This is a genomic window from Nocardia sp. NPDC050799 (assembly GCF_040654015.1).
GTDB lineage: Bacteria > Actinomycetota > Actinomycetes > Mycobacteriales > Mycobacteriaceae > Nocardia.
In genome coordinates this window covers 23,378-40,619 of the sequence record NZ_JBFAHF010000040.1, presented here as the reverse complement: position 1 = coordinate 40,619, position 17,242 = coordinate 23,378, and the positions used below count along the sequence as shown (strand labels likewise).

Here is a 17,242-nt window from a genome sequence, read left to right as displayed (position 1 = left end):
AGAAGCGCGAAAACGAGAAAGCCCCGCCGCACCGGCCCTGGGAGGGCAGCGCAGCGGGGCGAGAAATGCAGTGGTCAGGAGTCGAGAGGGATCGAGCCGGCCGACGCGGACGAGCAAGCGAGAAGCGAGAAGCCGGCGTCAGCGCAACGGCACGGCTGCTGTGCGTCTACGAGGGCGGGTACAGGTGCAGTGCGGGAAGATGGCTTCGCAGCCGAAGCACCATCCGCAGCGGGTGCAGAACCGGCCCGCCCGGTCGAGGTCGAGGTACAGGCAGTAGCGGCAGACCGCCCGCCGCATCCGGGTCAGATAGGCGGTCTTGTAATTGGTGTTGGAGTACCAGATCCCGTCTTCCCACACCCCGGCCCGCTCGTTGAGCACATAGGCGGACCGCTGGTAGGTGGGGCCGACGGTGAGCAGTACCAGCTTGCTCGGCCCCAGCCATGACTCCAGCCCGCGGAAACCGCGGGGGGTGTCGATCGACCCGAACGGGTGGGCCGGTAGATACTCTTCTGCCGCGATGCGGGTATCGGAGCGCAAGTCGTAGGCGCGGGGCCATACTCGTTTGGGCATGGTCCCGTTGTGCGCCAGGACCGTGCGGGGGTCGTGACCGAGCCGGAATGGGTGACAATTCTCGGCACTGTGCACGCCGCGGGTGGCGTAGCGGGAATGGAACAGCGCCGGACCATCCGGGTATTGCTCGCGGGCGGTCAGAAACCGGTCAATCATCTTCTCCGCGCGCATGCCGCGGCCGACGATGATGCGTCCTTCGGGCTCGGCGATCACGGCGAACCCGTGGCCGTGCGGGTTGGCCACCGCTCCGAGGTGCAGTGCTGTCGGGTCTGGGGTGATGCCGGCGGGGTAGTAGGTCAGCAGGCACATGCGAGGGCCTCCATCTCCACCGTCAGCGGCGCATACTCCGACCGGTCGGCGACCCATTCAGCGAAAGGGGACCAGTCCCAGCCGCCCGATCGGATATCGCCGATGGTGAGGTGTCGGGTGTAGGCGATGGAGGCCGCGGTGAACGCGAGAGCCGCCTGCACCTGCCCCACATCCAGCGAGCTCGCGAACACCCGCAACTCGAGCGTGTGACGGGGATGAGGGTTGATCGCCTGATACCTGTCCAACCCGACCGCATGCTTATGGTCCTTGGCGGTATCGCGGGCCCGGGCCCGAGCGACATGATCGAAGGGGGCGTAGCGGGAGCGACGGCGGGCCAGGGCGGCGACCTCGGCCTCGTTGCGGTACAGCAGTTTCATCCAGCGATACACATGCGCGGGAGAAGCGAAGCCGGCCCGGCTCGCGTGCACATGCAGGCCGACGGTGTCGTCGACCGTGCAGCCCAGGTTGTCGAGTTCGCCCAGCAGGGTCCAGGGGAAGTCTTCGATCGCGAACCGATAGGAGAGCGGATGTGTGACGAGTTCGAAGCCGGTGGGCTGGATCGAGGAGTCCTTCTTGAGATACCCCAGCCGACCCAGTCGCGAAGTCGCCGCAGCGACCGCGTCGCTGTAGCGGTCGTCGGGGACGATGACCTCAAGCTCCAACCCCAAATACAGTGGGCCTTCACCGAGGAAGCGTGGGTCGGGTTTGTAGCTGTAGGACCGCACCCGCCCTGGGTGCGCGCACAGATCACAGGACCCGTTCTCCCGCAATAACGTCCCGCACTCACCGCATTCGCGGTAGCGGGTCGCCGCGCACTGGGCGCAAGCACGGTAGCCGCCGGACAGATAGCGGCTCGAGGCACTGAACCGGTTGCAGCCGAAGCAGGAGTCGAACAGGCCATAGGCGCATCGGTGGCACACGGGGTCATCGGTGTCGGTGTGCAGGCCCGGGCCGGTGATTTCCTGGCACGATACGCACGGCCAAGAACCGGCTACGCACGTCGGGCACACCTGGGCCTCGCCCGCCGCAGGAATGAGGGTCACCGCCGGCTGCTGGCAGCGGGCGCAGTACCTCAGCTGGTCGAAACAGGGCGGGCAGAGGCAGTCGGAACCCACCTGGCGCATCGCCGGGCGGTCCTCGCTACGGCAGACCGAGCAGGAAACCGTGAAAACGGTGTCGGGCATGACGGATGCACCTTCCGGAATACGACGAAACGCCAGGACGAAGCACGTGGCTCCGCACTGGCGTTCAAGGAGATAAGGCAGGCCCCGGCCGGACAGCGAACGGCCTGCCCACAAGGGGGTTATGTGTGGACAACAGTGGTGCGCTGCCGACGCTGCTCACAGAGTCGGGCGTGTCCTATCGCTGTAATTGGGCTGCTTCTGAACCGACGTTCGCTGGATCGAAGGCGGACCACGATCACTGCCGTCAGCGGACGACAGCAAGAAATGTTGAGGGATCACGCCCACGGCGTCGATGTGAAGCCGCATGATGAGCGTGTTCAGTCTGGGGTCGCGGCCGTGGCAGACGCGATTCGCAGATCCCGGCGAGCTGTGTAGCGGATAGGGCTGCAGCGGTGGGGCGCATCCTGCGGTGGCAGAGTGAGCTGGTGTGCGGGGTTGGTGGCGAGTGTGATCCAGTCGTTGTCCTCGGCGTACCGATACGCGCGGTGGGCGGCGTTGACGAAGTGCTATTTGGGCGCTACGTCCTCCGCGGCTGGCCCGTTTGTGCCGGCGGGGGGAGTCACATGGATCCGCTTACCTATGTGGATGTGTCCTCGTCGAATCCCATTGCGACGGAACCACTTGCCGCTATGGTTGAGGTGCTCGTTCAGTCGAGGACAGTGGCATCGGGGCGTGTAAAAATGTGCCACATCTGATCTGAACAAAATATTGCCGAGCGGACGAAGGATGCGTACGTATGCCTATGCAGGCCAAAGAGATCTTCGAGGCCCAGAGCCGAAGTCTTCGTGAGTTACTGTCCGACAACGGCCTCGGCCTCTACCTTCCGCCGTATCAGCGGCCGTACGGTTGGGGCAAGGACAAGGTCGAGAAGCTCCTGGACGACACGCTGCATGGCCTGAAAAACCTCGGAGAGGCTCCGGACAGCTTCACCTTTCTCGGCACCGTCATCACGATTCACGACGTCAACCATGTGACTGTACGGCCGATCGTTAAGCCAGAGGTGCCTTCCAAAGTCCTCACGGTTATCGATGGCCAGCAGCGCCTTTCAAGTCTTCTTCTCTTACTGGTGAGCCTACATAATCTGATCCGCCAGCACTCGTGGAACGTCTTTAAGGGCAAGACTCCAGATATGTCGGATGGCCCTCGTGCACACCTCTATTTCGAAACTGTCAATATCCTTCAAACCCTCGGCACGGCTTTCTATGAGCGTAAGAACTTCGGTGACGCACCCATTTATCCTCGACTTATTCGTGCCTTTGTCGATCAGTGGGCCAGAGACGCGAAATTAAAGCAATACGAATCACCTATCGCGCATCTGATCTATGGATACTCGGTGTATGCGGATGCTGAGGGGCCGACGGACCGTCCGACTGACTTCAAGCCTAAAGCTCGCGCGAATATTGGTGAGGGGGAATCTGATCTTATAAAACGATTTGCGGAGATTCGCAACGCGCTGATAAAGCTCTCGCAATCTAAGCCAATTGAAGAACTTGAGAATCTTCCCTCTCTCGATATTCTTGCTTCTAAAATTGAGTTCCAGCGTGCGCTATTTAACCACGAGTTAGATCCGCGCCTTTGTGAATTCATTGCCGCGCTCGACGATGGGCGCGAGTCGGAACTTATGAGGCTGGTCATGTTCGCCGCATATGCTCTGAACCGGATTGCCCTCACTGTGGTGCAAGGCAAGGATGAGGATTACGCCTTCACCATTTTTGAGTCACTTAACACTACGGGCGAACCCCTGACTGCGTTCGAGACATTTTTGCCGCGTGTGGTAATGGCTGAGCGCCTCCAAGAATATAAGGAGTCTGAGGCATATGCGCACATGGCATCGGTGCAAGGATACCTCACCCGCTTCGATGCTGGCGATAAATTGCAAAATGCAACTCGCGACTTGCTGGTTACCTTCGCATTGGCGGAAACGGGAAAGAAGCTCTCGAAGAGGCTCGCTGACCAGCGCATATATCTGAAGGAAACTTTCGATCGGCACAAGGACCACGACGGCGACCGCCTGGCATATCTTCGCCATTTGAGCGATACTGCCATGTTTATGGGGTCTACGTGGGACCCCGCCTCGGGGCCTCGTCAACTTGTTGGTCTGGATTCCGGTGCGATGACTGACACGGTCAAGTTGTGTCTGGCTTTTCTGCACGATCTCAACCACACCATAGCAGTGGCGCCGTTGGTGCGTTTCTACTCTGCGGCAGTGCACGCCGGGGAAGGAAGTGAGCGAACTAAGCTGATTACAGATTTCGAAGCTGCAATCAAGGCTATCACGGCATTCACTGTATTCTGGCGTGCAAGCCGTCGTGGTACCGGAAACATCGACAGTCAATACCGGTCAGTAATGACTGGAGATACGTTGACGGGTATGGGTCCCCTCGCTCGAGAGAGGGCGGTCCTCGATGGCACAAAAGCTTCGCCTGCCGTTGATGCTGCCGCACTCAAGGGGGAGCTTGTTGCTCGACTTAAGCACCGTAATCACGGCGGTATTTCTGACCTTGATCTTTTCCTTACCGCCGCTGCCGGACTGCCTCAATACACCATAAGTCGCCATTTGACTCGTTTTCTGTTGCTGGCCGCTTACCATGACACAACGGAAGATCCGGACAATCCAGGCTTGATAAAGATGGGAAAGGTTGGCGTCTCTGCGTGTTTTACATACGATGGCTGGCAGGACAATGGTCATTTCACCATCGAGCACATTGCTCCAAAGCAGGAAACCAGTGGGTGGGATTCGGCTTTTTACAGTGAGAAAGAGGTTGTTCATCGACTGGGCAATCTGGTTCTTGCCCCTGGAGATGCGAACAGCTCGCTAAGCTCAAGGCCATGGAGTGAGAAGAAGGTCCTGTACGGGGCGCTGGGTGCTCCGACGGCTGACGAGGCGAAGTCCATTCTGACTTCCTCGGGGCTTTCCTTCGCCCAGACAACCGAGGAGCTTGCTCAGATGTCTCATTATCTGCCGCATCTACATGCTTTGGGTAAACGTTCCAAGGATTACGACCTGGCGTTCATGGAAGATCGTGGGGAGGTACTTCTAAAGCTTGCATACCAGCGCCTCAAAGGCTGGTTGGGTCTGGAGTGGCCTGAAGTGACCAGGAGCGCGGCCGAGCGGCAGGTTGATTCCGCGGGCGATCCTGATGAAGACCTTGACATCTTCGGAAATGGAGAAAATATGGAGGCGATCTGAGAGGCCGGGTTGCATACATCGATCCGGCAATGCTGCCGCTCTCCAGAGGCTGACTGGCCCGCTACGAGGGATGGCTTCTCCGGTCATTGCGGATAGGGCTTCCGCCACCCCTCCCGAGACGCTTTGGTGTAGGCAAAGGTTGTCCCGGAAAGACTGGAGGGGGTGGCATGCGCGCGAATGCTCATGCCACCACCGCAGGTGATCGTAATAACAGACACAGGTTTCTACGCCCGAACGATCCTAGGGTAGTCGAGGCCGACCTCACACGACATTGCGCCACAACCTACGGCAGACAACAATTTCTGTGGCATTCGGGCCTCACGGCGTGGTGTGGTTACGGCCCGCGATCAGTGGCTGTGGCTGCCGTGGGCTACTCCAGTGCTTCGTCGCACCCTCGCGGCCAGTCACAAATGGCAGACCGAGCAGCCTGCTTCGTCGTCGTCTTCGTCGAGGGCGTCGTTCAGGACTTCCAGGAGGGGCCGGTTGGGTTTGATTCGCCGGGCGGCGCGTTCCAGAGCTACCTGGTGTTTGGCCTCGATCTCGTCTTTGCGGTCGATGAGTTCCGGTAGCGACTCACCTTGTGACCAGGTGTAGTTGCGGCCCTTCATGGCAGTGTGGCGGTAGCGGACCTTTTCTTCGTATTCGACTGCTCGGTCGAATAGTTCGGGGTGCCGTTCTTTGAGGCCGACCCACTCGTGTTTGCGCTGGAAGAAGCAGAAGTAGCAGCCGGAGCGGGTACGCCATTCGTAGTACGCGGGCAGGCCGATGCCGGCCTCGTCGAGAATGCGCATGACGCCGTCTTTGTCGATGTCATCCTCGCGGAAGGGAAAGACTGCCTCGATGTTCGGTTTGGTGCTGACGTAGCCGAGTCGGTTCTCATCGGCTCGGATCGCGACGTAGGAGATGACTCTGTCGTCGCCGACCCATTCCTCGAGTGGTTTGATCTTGAGGTTTTTGGTGCACCAGCGCATCTGGGGGCTGGGGAGGGTGCCCTGGTAGACCTGCATCCAGTGGTCGAAGTCGCGATCGGCGTTGAGGCGCACGATGGGTTTGCCCAGGGCGGCTTCGAGGCGGTTGAGGTACTCATACGTTTCGGGTAGTTCGGCGCCGGTGTCGCAGAAGAAGTACTCCATCTCGGGTATCCGGTCGCGCATGTAAACGGCGAGTGCCGAGGAGTCTTTGCCACCGGAGATGCCGAGTACGTGCCTGACCTTCTGAGCGTTCTCTGTGTCGGTCATTCCCGTCCCTTTCGTTCGCTTGCGGCGATCGTGACGTCGGCAACGCGCTGCGCCAGGGCGGCGAGCAGGATGCGTGCGCCGTCTGGACCGAGCATCTTCTCGGCTTGTTTCACGGCGTCAGCGGCCAAATTGTCTGCGTCGTTGCGGACCTGTGCCGGTATGTAGATCAAGGTGCGCTGTTCGACGCCACTGCTGTCGGTCAAGGTCAACAATTGCGCGTCGAGTTTTTCTTCCGGACCGTGCAGTTCGTGGCCGGCATTGTGGAGGTGCCCGACGCGGTCGAGTGCTGAGGCCATGGCCCGTGCCTTCTGCGGGAAGGCCTCGGCTTCGCGGTCGTCCCAGTCGCCGAGAGCGGAGTTGGTCAACCGGACGACGATCGGATCGAGCCAGTCGTCGTCCTCGAGGCTTTCGCTGAGGGCGAAGTCGACAAAGCCCCGCAGCTCTGATGTCAGGGCTGCGTCGCTGAATCCCTGGAGTCGGGCGGCGAGTTCGGAGCGAAGAGTCGGCAGCGTCGCGGGCAGGCGGAACTCCTCGGCCAGAGAACTCACGACATCGGTGCGCAGTTCGGTGTTGATGGAGACAAGTTCATCGGCGGCTGCCGTGAGCCGGTCCACATACGTTTTCGTAGCTTCTGTGTCTACCCGCGCGTCAGTGGCGATTTCGGGCAGCCCTAACGTCCTGGGCAAGGCGTTGAAGATCAGGTCGTCGGGATCGAGTGCCTTGGTGATGGTCGCACGCACAGCTTGAGCGTCTGCCGAGATGTTCTTGGTTGTCCGGCCGTACTTGTTGAGGCCGGCTACTCGGGCGATCAAAGCACGGGCCACGGGAAGGATGTCGGGGTTGCGTACGGCCTTGGAACGCGCCGGCTCCACGCCGAGTGAGACCATCAGCTTCTTGAGGACGCTGCCACGCTGCCCCTTTCCGGCCGGGGTGCACTTGATCGAGAAGCGCGCCGGGGCTTTGACGAGACGTTCAACCACCTCAGGAGCAAGTCTCGGAAGGTAAGTGCCCTCCTCGAACAGGGCGACATCGTGCTGGCGAATGATCAAGGCCGGGATCAGAAAGACTGGAACGACGCCAGCTTTCAGTCCGAAGGGCGGACTCATCAATACGCGGATGACCTGCTCGAGGCTGGTTTGCTTGGTGGCTGCCGTCAGAGTCTCGTTCAAAGCATTCCAAGCCGGCTGGGCATGTTCGTGGCCGGGGCCCGGGGGCGAGAAACCGTAGGGGAGAAGACTGTCGTGCTGGGTTTCGGCCTGCGTTACTCCGTTTTCTCGATGCAGGCCGAGGTATGCGAGTACACCGCTGTACATGGCGCGTTCGGCACGGTATCCGTCGTTGAAGCCGAGATTCTTCTGCGCGGACGCAGAGAGCATGGCCCCCAGCAGTACGCCGCGGGCCTGGGTTGCTTGACTGGTCAGAGAATGACGGCCGAGCATCTCGTTGCGGATGTGCGGCGTATGCGGATATACCGCCTCGCAGGCCAAGGAGACCAGCCCGTTGAGGCTGCGCGCTTGGAGATTTGAGGCGTCAGGTTCTTCGGCGGGGGCGATTCCGCTGTGCCACAAACACCATGATGCCTGGGAGGAAGGCGGATAGAAGGCTTCTTGGACCAGCTCGAGCAGTTCGGCTTCGGCCTGCACGATTCGTTCGGTGATCTCGCGCCGGGCAACATGGTCGAGGTCGTGCTCGTTGCTGAGTTCTTTCAGTGCGACCAGGTATTTCGCTGTTGCGACTACTAATTTCGGGTCGGGGGTCGTACCGACGAGTATCGGCAGGGATGAGTCGACGTTCGGTCGGTCGGCGTCGGTACCGAGGTGGAAGATGAGGAGACCGTCGGCGGGCTCTTTCAGGTTGTCGGGAGCGGCGATGCGGTTGGTTTCCGGTCCGCTGACTGCGGAATAGAACACGCGCATCATCCCGGTGACCTGGCTGTGGCGTCCTGCGACGAAGGCCTGTGGGACGAAGTCGCCGAGGCGGCGAATTACCGATACCTCGTCGAGGTGGGCGGTGATCTCTTTGAGTCGGCCGTCGATATCGACATCGGTGCCCTGCCATACGCGGTACTCGCCGCTGAATTCGCGATGAACGAGTAGGCCTCGCTTGACGAGGTCGGTGAGTCGTTCTTGGAGGGCGAGGAAGGCGTCGGGGTCGTCCACCTCGGTCGGGTTGTGGAGGGCGAAGTGGATCATCGGGGCCGTGGCGCTGAGGACGCCGTCGGAGTCGATGAGGTTGAGGACTCCGACGGTTTTGACGATGTCCTGGTCGGCGTCCGGAAGGCCGTTCGCTTCGCGGATGCGCATATCGACTTCGATCCACCGGGTTGCGTTGACCGAGGCGAGCAGTGTCGTGCGACCGGAGTTCAGGAAGTAGTCGTAGAGCTGCGGCAGCTGTACCGTGCTGGCGGTGTCGGGTTTCTGCTTGGAGTGACGGGCCAGCGTGTATCGGACGGTGTTGGGTTCGCCACTGTTGAGGAATCCGGTGAGGCTGCGGTCGTGCTGCCCGATCTGTGCGGCGAGGATCGGCGCGGCCAGGGCGGTGAGGGGGTGCAGCGGGTAGAGGTCCGCGAAATGCTCGGGCGCGAGGTCGGCGAGGACCCCGAGGCCGTGCTGAGTCCAGATGTCTGCGGATGCCTGCGCCGTCTTGGCGATCAAGGCATGTCCGGAGCGGCTCACGTTCGAATGATCGAGGGCTCGGCGCAGGAGCTCTAGGGAGTCCCCGTGGTGTGGGACGAAAGTGATGTCTTCGAAGCGGCCCTGGATCTTGGCCCATTCCCGGGTCTTGAGTTCGCTCGACCGTGAGGCATAGTCCATGAACGACAGGTGCTGCAAGGTCATCAGATAGACGGGCAGCCCTTTGGTGCCGGCGGCCTTCTCGGCGAGTTCTTGTAGCAGGAACAGATCGTGCTGTGCGCCGCTGAACTCGTTGTGTCCGGCGAGATGTTCGAGGGTCTTGCCGAACTCGTCGATGACGAGAAGAAGGGGTTGTCCGTCGGCGGTCAGGACGGTGACCGCCTCGAGGATTTCCTTGGCGCCCGCGGTATCCGGGTCGGCGCATCCGTCGAGCGCAGCGCCGACCGGTTTGGGAATGCGCTTGCCCCAGCGCCGCTCCGCGGCGGTATGCAGGGCGCGACCGAGTGTCGCGACCAGAGGTTCGCGGCGTGCGGTGGCTACACCGCCGAGGAATCCTTCTGCTGTGGCGGCGTCGCGCGCCATGCCGAGACGTTGCGCGAGTGCGGGGCTGGCCTCGTTGAGGATGCGTTCGGCTTCCTTGCGTCGCTTGAGGTCTTGTCCCAGTAGCGCGTCGATGAAGTTGGAGAGGGTGGACTTTCCGGACCCGTACGGTCCGGTGAACGACCATGCCCTGGTGCGTCGATTGTCCGCGATCGCACTGGCGACGCGTTCGATGACGTCGACGGCTCGGGCGCCGACGTAGGGGTCGTGCAGGGAGTCGCGGACGTCGCGTTCCAGGTTGGTCGAGCGCATGTGCGAGCCGACGAGTTCGATACCGGCGGGGAAGCGTGGCGTAGGACTGGTCACGCTGGTGCGGGGGCGCGTGGGCGATGCGGTGGTCACGCGGTCTCCTCGAAGAGCGACTCGGTGTTGTCGGACGTGGTGGCGTGTTCCCTGTGCTCGGCTTCGGTCAGCTGGGGGAATCGTGCGGTCCATTCGTCACGGCTGGGAAATCCGGGGCGGCGGGTGACTCCGCCGTACTGTTCGTCCAAGACTTCCCATGCCAAGTCGAGCGGGTCAGCGGCGAATGTGAGGCTGCGTTGGCCGACCGTCTCGGTCAGGTTGAGCTGCGCATGGGTTGCGGTGACCTTCTTCAGGGCATTGACGATTTCGTTCTCACGGACCCGGAATGCGCGCCCCGGTGAACCGGGTTCGTTCGCGAGGCGGGCAACAGAGATCGAATTGGCCTGACGTGTGAACGTGGCCGCGTAGTCGAGGCAGGCGTAGGCCAGGACTGGTGCAGGCAGGGTGGTGCGGTGCCCACTGGTGAACTGCCATTCGGGTTTCCCGCGTGTCCCGACGAACGTGAGGAGGTCGAGGTCCCGGAAGGGGCAGGCGAGTAGGTCCTCGTAGTTGCCGGGGGATCCGGCTTTCTCCGGGGCGGTGCGGGCGTACATCTTGGTCAGGCAGTCGATGTCACGGACGATCGAAGCTTCGACAGGGCTCTCCTTGTAGGAGAAGTTGACATGCCGGACCACGACCTGGGTCAGGTCTGCCACCGTGAATCGGGAGAATGGAGCGAGGTGGAAGGCGGTGTACCAGGTAGGTGCGTGACTTTTGGCCCCGGGGCGAGAGGACACCAGCCACCAGTGCAGCAGCCACAGGCTGCCGTGCTCCTCCAGATACGGGTCGGCGCCGTCCTCGTCGAGGAGCCAGCGCGCCTCCCACGTCGGGTAGGCGAACTTCGACCGGGCGCCGGGGGCGGGGTAGTGCTCCCGTGTCAGCTTGAACGCGCGCGACCAGTACCGCATCGCGTAGACCATGTTCTTGCCCACGCCGAACAACACGGGCGCATCGTCGGCGAGGAACGCACTCGGGTCGTCTCTGACCTGCACGTACGACTTGTGTAACCAGCCGAAGCGCGGCGCGAAGGTTTCATGGCGCGCGAAGGCGAAATGGGCAGCGTCCGCGAGTCGACCGTCCGACATCCGAACCTCTCTGTAGTCCAATGGTTTGCTTTGGCATGGCGCGGCCGTGGCATGGTCCGACCGAAAAGGTTCGGGTTACGTCATAGCCGAACGGACATGCGCGACGGCCCGCACGACGGCCTGTGCTGCATGCTCGATCTCAGAGTTGGTGGTGGCGTGCCCCAGCGAGAAACGGATAGTGCAATCAGCGTCTTCTCGGGACAGTCCCATTGCGAGGAGGACATGGCTGGGAGTGGGGGCCCCGGAGGAGCAGGCGCTACCGTCCGATGCGGCGACATTGGGCATAGCGGCCAAAACAGCGTCAGCGGGGACCCCGGGGAAGGTGATGCTTGTCACTCCAGGCAGGCGTTGATCGAGTCTGCCGTTGATACGGCACCCGGGCACGTTATGGATCAGTTGGCTTTCGAGTCGGTCTCGCAGCACGGCAGTCCGCGCTGCCTCTTCTTCCATGCTGGTGCGCGCTGCCTCGGCGGCAGCGCCCAGTCCCGCAATCCCGGCAACATTGAGAGTGCCGGCTCGCCAGCCCCGCTCTTGCCCTCCGCCGTGAAACAGGGGACGGTACGGCACGGCGGCTCCGCGGCGGGCGTAGAGGGCGCCGACGCCTTGCGGGCCACCGAATTTGTGAGCCGACAGCGACAAGAAGTCCACATCGAGTTCGGCGACATCGACGGGGAGTCGCCCGACGACCTGCGTGGCGTCGGTATGAATGATGGCGTCGGCCTCGTGGGCCGACTTGGCGGCGATCCGGATATCGGTGAGAACGCCGGTCTCGTTGTTCGCGGCCATCAGCGACACCGTGCCGCCGGAGCCTGCGGCAAAGACCTGATCGAGAGCGCTGAGATCCACCAGGCCGTCCCCGGCGACCGGCAGTAGCACGAGGTCCTCGGGATGGTCGCTGGTCAGAGCCCGTGCTGTCTCGAGCACGGCCGGGTGCTCCACGGGGCTTGTCACCAGTGGTGTTCCGGCGGTGTAGGAGATCTGGAGGGCCAGGTTGTTCGCTTCGGTGGCTCCAGAGGTGAAGATGACTTCGCCGGGTGAACAATTGAGGAGCCCTGCTACTTGCCGACGGGCCCTGTTAACCTTCTCTGCAGCGCGACGTCCCGCGCCGTGCAGGCTAGAGGCGTTCCCGACCGTTTGCATCGCGTCGACAGACGCGGCGAGTGCCTCGGGGCGGAGCGGCGCGGTGGCATTGTAGTCGAGGTAGGACTCGCCTGCCTCGATTGGTCCGCCCATTGTGGCTACCCCTTCCCGGTCGTTATGCACATCAATCTACTCCTGGTGGAAGCCTCTCCCCACTGTCGGGGTTCCACCAGGAGCATATGGGGATACTAGCCGGAGAGCGAGCCCCTACGGGCGGGTCGGCGCATCAAGATGCCCGGCCCCCGACCCCGCGGGCCGGAGTCCGCCCGTATGGGTCGCCTTGGACGGTCCCGAAGCGAGCCTGGTGGGTCGAAAGCCACTCTCTGCCAGGTTTATTCGCTTGAGCTACCCTGGCTGTCGGTGAGCGTCACTAGGATCACATGTGCGCTGAGGCGTGGCGGATCGGAACATAGGGATGGTGTGTCCGGCGCGCCCGACTACGAGGTGGGAGACCGATGACGGCGATCGCGTCGAATGGTGTGTGCGTGCACTGCCGTTCGCGGAGGGGATGGGAGGGGCAGTGACGACATGGTCACCGGGTATCTCCTTCAAGGAACTCATCGCGGCAGCGCCGATGCCCTATATCCGGGAGCGCCTCGGGGATCGGCTGTGTGCCCTTCTCGATCTGCTCAACGGCGGTGCGGCCGACAGTGATCGACTCCGCGCGGTCGCCTCGGTCAATATCGACGTTGAGCGGTTGGTGGCCGACGACGTCGAGCGCAGCACGCTGCTCGCGATGTTTCCCGAGCCGAAACAGGTCGAACTGGTGCAGAGGCTCGGTGCGCTCGTCGACGGTCGGCAACCGCTGGATTGCCTGCGTGACCTCGACTGGACAGCGGAACAGCGGCGCGAGCTCCTCGAGTTCCTGGGATTGACGGTCGACCGTGCGCCCTCCCTTCCTCCGGCGTACAGCGTGCAAACCGATCCGGACTATGCCCTGTTCCCGCATCAGCGGCGCGCCGCGGCTCGGGTGAAGGAGCTTCTCTACGACAGCCCAAGGCGGGTCGTATTACACCTGCCGACCGGCGTCGGCAAGACCAGAACGGGCATGAGCCTGATCTGTGACCATCTGCGGCAAAACGAACCGACCGTGGTGGTGTGGCTGGCCCACGGGCGTGAACTCCTGGAGCAGGCTGCCGCCGAGTTCGACAGGGCCTGGGCGAATCTCGGCGATCGACCACTGTCCGCAGTCCGACTGTGGGGCAACACCCCGGCCGCCCTGGACGACCTCACCGACGGCCTGGTTGTCCTGGGCCTGGAAAAGGCCGCGTCCGCCGCGAAGACCGACCCACAATTCCTGACCACCCTGGCGGCCCGCAGCACGCTGACGGTGTTCGATGAGGCGCATCAGATCATCGCGCCGACCTACCAAGCCGTCGTCGATGACCTGACGATCCGCTATGACGCCGGGCTTCTCGGATTGACTGCCACTCCCGGGCGGACATGGGCCGATATATCCAAAGACGAAGAACTCTCCGAGTACTTTTCCCGGCAGAAAGTCATGCTAGAGATCGAGGGCTATACCAACCCGGTCACGGCTCTCATCGAACAGGGCTACCTAGCGAAACCAGAGATGCGTACCGTGGCCGCCGAGGCAGGGATGCACCTGTCCGTCCGCGAGCAGCAACTCCTGGCGAAGTCATTCGACATCTCGCATGCGATGCTGGCCGAGCTCGCCCAGGATGAGCAGTGGAACCTCAAGATTATCGAGACGATCACCGACCTGCTTCAGCAGCACAATCGGATTCTGGTATTCGCGGCATCGGTGGAGCATTGCCGCCTGATTGCAGCCGTGCTGTCTGCTGCCGGGGTCGATGCAGAATTCGTCACGGGTGAATCCTCCCCGCGGCACCGGGGTCAGGTCATTTCTCGTTTCAAAGGGGCCGGTCGGCGCCCCATGGTCCTGTGCAACTTCGGTGTCCTGACCACCGGATTCGACGCGCCGGCAGCGAGCGCGGCCGTGATAGCCCGGCCCACCAAATCCCTGGTTCTCTACAGCCAGATGGTCGGCCGGGTGATCCGTGGACCGAAGGCCGGCGGCACCGCCACCTGCGAAATCGTTACCGTCGTCAACCCGGAACTGCCCGGATTCGGCGACGTGGCAGAAGCATTCACCAACTGGGAAGACGTATGGGAGACAGCGTGACCAGCGAAGACGGCAACTATCGGATCGTCAGCCCCACGCTGACCGTCAAAGCCATGCGAGACAGCGGCTACAAGAACACCGCCTATGCCCTCGCGGAACTAATCGACAACAGCATCGATGCGCAGGCTGAACTCGTGGAGGTCTTCGCCTGCGAAGCGCCCGTGAAGGCCGGATCGCGCACCAGCTACCGCGTCGAGAAGATCGCGGTCCTCGACAACGGCGAGGGCATGGATCCCCCAACGCTGCGTCGTGCGCTCAAGTACGGTGACGGGCGCGGCGCCGATCCCACGCGCATTGGCCGCTTCGGCATGGGCTTGCCCAACTCGAGTATGTCACAGTGCACGCGACTCGATGTGTGGTCCTGGACCAATGGGTCAGCCAATGCCATGCACACCTACCTCAGCCTCGAACAGATAGAAAAAGGCCAGGCTGACGATGTCCCTGAGCCCACACACCAGCCGCTGCCGGCCTATTGGCAAGACCTGAGCGAAGGACTCGGCCCCACGGGCACCCTTGTCGTCTGGTCTGAACTGGACAGGGTCAACTGGTACGGCGCCGCAGCTACCCTGCGGAACACCGCGGACCTGATCGGCCGGATATACCGGCACTACATTAATGACGGCCGTGTCGAAATCCGGCTGGCACCGGTCCGCGACGGGGAGGTTGTCGACAGCGCTCTCAAGCGGGTAGAACCCAATGACCCGCTCTACCTGATGGCTTCCCAATCTGTCCCAGAGCCGTTTTCGGGCAAACCGATGTTCATGCCGCACTTCATGGGCAACGAAGCCGAGCCAGGTGTGGAAAACATCCCGGTAACCCACAACGGCAAGAAGTACACCATCACGGTTCGAGCATCGATTGCCCGGCCCGAGGCTCGTCGCGGCGACGTGGACGGGCACCCATGGCCCGCCGGAATGAGTCCTACTGCCGACGCTGGCCGGCTGCCGTGGGGTAAGCACGCCGGCCGCAATATCGGTATCTCGCTGGTCCGTCAGGGACGAGAGCTCGAGCTCGACACGTCATGGGCGATCGGATACGACCCCACGGAGCGGTGGTGGGGCATCGAGGTCGAGTTCCCACAGGAGCTCGACTCGGTCTTCGGGGTGACGAACAACAAGCAGAGCGCCACGGTGTTCTCGTCGCTGGCGCACTTCGATTGGCGAGCCCACGCTGAAGCGGGCGAAAGCATGAAAGAGTTCAAGCAGCGACTCGAAGAGCTCGGAGACCCCAGGCTTCCGCTGATCGACCTGGTTGAACACCTGGAGAACAAGCTGCTCAAGAGCATGCGCAGCAAGCTGAAGCAGCAAACGGTCGGTAACCGCAAGGGTAACAAGCGCTACAGCGACGACGTCGCATCCAGGGCAACCGACACCGTCAAACGCCGTGGAGCGGAGGGCTACACCGGCAAGACCGATGACCTGGACAAAGACGCTACCGAAGAGAGCAAGCGGCACGAACAGGTCGAGTCCCTCACCAAGTCGCACCATGTCGACGAAGACACCGCCAAGTCCATGGTCGAGGAGGCCCTCGAACAGGACTGGCGGGTCCGATGGATCTCCGGTTTCCAGGACACCTCCGCGTTCTTCAGCATCGACCTGATGGCCGGGATGCTCCAGGTGATCTTCAACAAAAGGCACCCGGTCCACAACCAGCTGATGGCGGTCCTCGAGGAAGTACCCCAGGATGCCGACGCGGACGATCTGCGTGACCGGCTCAAACAAGCAGCCGAAACCTTCAAGCTCCTGCTCTTCTCTTGGGCCCGCATGGAGGACGAAACCTACCCGGACAAAGACCGCGAACGGATCGCCGACGCCCGACGAGAGTGGGGCCGATATGCCCGCGACTTCGTAGACGGAGGGACCGACTAGTGACCGACTCCGCCCATATCTGGCGGCAGGTCTCAGAACTCGTGGCAGGAGCCCACGAGCAGGTCACTCTGGTGGCACCGTTCATCAAAAAAGAGGTCCTGGCCGCCACGCTCGCCATCGTCCCCGGCGCCGTCGAGAACATCACATGTGTGACCCGCTGGATCCCCGAAGAGATCGCGGCCGGAGTCTCCGACCCCGAGATCATCGAACTCGCGGCCGAGGACGAACGCCTACATATCGCGTTGTGCCCGCGTCTACACGCGAAGCTCTATCTCGCCGATAATCTGTGCTTACTCGGGTCGGCGAACCTGACCGGCAAGGCGACAGGGCTGGCGCCATATTCCAATATTGAGATCCTGGTCGAGATCCCCGCAGACCACGCCGAGGTCAGCCGGGCGCTCACCGACATCCAGATGCAAGCGATCCAAGCATCACCGCACATGGCGGAACTGGCTCGAAAGCAAGCTGATCTACTGAAAGCCGAGCCAGAACACTCCCCACGACAGGAGTGGTACCCGGTAACACGGCGCCCGGAAGCCGTCTACGGATACTACTGCGGGCGGGCACAATACAGCCGATCGGTCGAAGCGGCCATTCTCCGAGACCTGGCGTTCCTCGGGGTCCCGCCCGGGCTACCCGAACCCGAGTTTTCCGCCTGGATCGAGGCTCGGCTGCACGCCATTCCCCTCCTGAAGCCTCTGGCAAATGGAGGGACCCTCACCAACGTGGAGCTGCAAACCGCACTCCAGCAAAGCACCGGCATGACCGACGAACTCGCCAGGAGGGCAACCGAGACGATCGCTGCATGGTTGCGACAGTTCGGTCGCTTCTACACAGATGTCGGAACATGGGAGATCCGGCCAGGACAAGAACTGACCTGAAGTACGTTCGCCGGGACTGCGTATGGGGCGGACAGGCGGATGATGGGTCCTCGGCC

At 62.3% G+C, this 17,242-nt stretch carries 10 protein-coding genes; 4 read left to right on the top strand and 6 right to left on the bottom strand.

Annotated elements, in window-relative coordinates; translation table 11 throughout:
• Window positions 1-138: 138 nt before the first annotated feature.
• On the bottom strand, window positions 139-879 hold the full coding sequence (locus AB0H42_RS30235) for a class II glutamine amidotransferase (RefSeq protein ID WP_357062310.1): 741 nt from the start codon (window positions 877-879) through the stop codon (window positions 139-141).
• Window positions 867-2,063, bottom strand: a complete 1,197-nt coding sequence (locus AB0H42_RS30230) for a hypothetical protein (protein ID WP_357062308.1) — start codon at window positions 2,061-2,063, stop codon at window positions 867-869. Before AB0H42_RS30230 ends, AB0H42_RS30235 begins: the two co-directional genes overlap by 13 nt.
• 736 nt (window positions 2,064-2,799) lie before the next feature.
• Between AB0H42_RS30230 and AB0H42_RS30225 the strand changes: the two genes are divergently transcribed.
• On the top strand, window positions 2,800-5,253 hold the full coding sequence (locus tag AB0H42_RS30225; RefSeq protein WP_357062306.1) for a DUF262 domain-containing HNH endonuclease family protein: 2,454 nt from the start codon (window positions 2,800-2,802) through the stop codon (window positions 5,251-5,253).
• Window positions 5,254-5,657: 404 nt separating this feature from the next.
• On the opposite strand, the gene AB0H42_RS30220 is transcribed toward AB0H42_RS30225, so the two are convergent.
• From AB0H42_RS30220 to AB0H42_RS30205, 4 genes are all read right to left on the bottom strand, one after another.
• Window positions 5,658-6,491 carry a phosphoadenosine phosphosulfate reductase family protein gene (locus tag AB0H42_RS30220; protein WP_357062305.1) on the bottom strand — a complete coding sequence of 278 codons (834 nt, stop codon included), beginning with the start codon at window positions 6,489-6,491 and terminating at the stop codon, window positions 5,658-5,660.
• Window positions 6,488-10,066, bottom strand: coding sequence for a hypothetical protein (locus AB0H42_RS30215; protein ID WP_357062303.1), 3,579 nt, complete (start codon window positions 10,064-10,066; stop codon window positions 6,488-6,490). The genes AB0H42_RS30220 and AB0H42_RS30215 overlap by 4 nt, the downstream gene beginning before the upstream one ends.
• Window positions 10,063-11,151: a DUF4007 family protein gene (locus tag AB0H42_RS30210; RefSeq protein WP_357062302.1), complete on the bottom strand. Its 1,089-nt coding sequence runs from the start codon at window positions 11,149-11,151 to the stop codon at window positions 10,063-10,065. The genes AB0H42_RS30215 and AB0H42_RS30210 overlap by 4 nt, the downstream gene beginning before the upstream one ends.
• A 75-nt stretch (window positions 11,152-11,226) precedes the next feature.
• A complete protein-coding gene (locus AB0H42_RS30205; RefSeq protein ID WP_357062301.1) occupies window positions 11,227-12,384 on the bottom strand; it encodes a cysteine desulfurase family protein in 1,158 nt (385 codons plus the stop codon).
• A gap of 427 nt (window positions 12,385-12,811) precedes the next feature.
• On the opposite strand from AB0H42_RS30205, the gene AB0H42_RS30200 reads away from it, so the two are divergent.
• Genes AB0H42_RS30200 through AB0H42_RS30190 form a run of 3 tightly spaced genes read left to right on the top strand, consistent with a single transcriptional unit; the run spans window position 12,812 to window position 17,186 of the window.
• Entirely contained in the window at window positions 12,812-14,437 is a 1,626-nt protein-coding gene (locus AB0H42_RS30200; protein ID WP_357062299.1) for a DEAD/DEAH box helicase family protein, read from the top strand.
• On the top strand, window positions 14,434-16,305 hold the full coding sequence (locus tag AB0H42_RS30195; RefSeq protein WP_357062298.1) for an ATP-binding protein: 1,872 nt from the start codon (window positions 14,434-14,436) through the stop codon (window positions 16,303-16,305). The genes AB0H42_RS30200 and AB0H42_RS30195 overlap by 4 nt, the downstream gene beginning before the upstream one ends.
• Window positions 16,305-17,186, top strand: coding sequence for a phospholipase D family protein (locus AB0H42_RS30190; protein ID WP_357062296.1), 882 nt, complete (start codon window positions 16,305-16,307; stop codon window positions 17,184-17,186). The genes AB0H42_RS30195 and AB0H42_RS30190 overlap by 1 nt, the downstream gene beginning before the upstream one ends.
• Window positions 17,187-17,242: the final 56 nt, after the last annotated feature.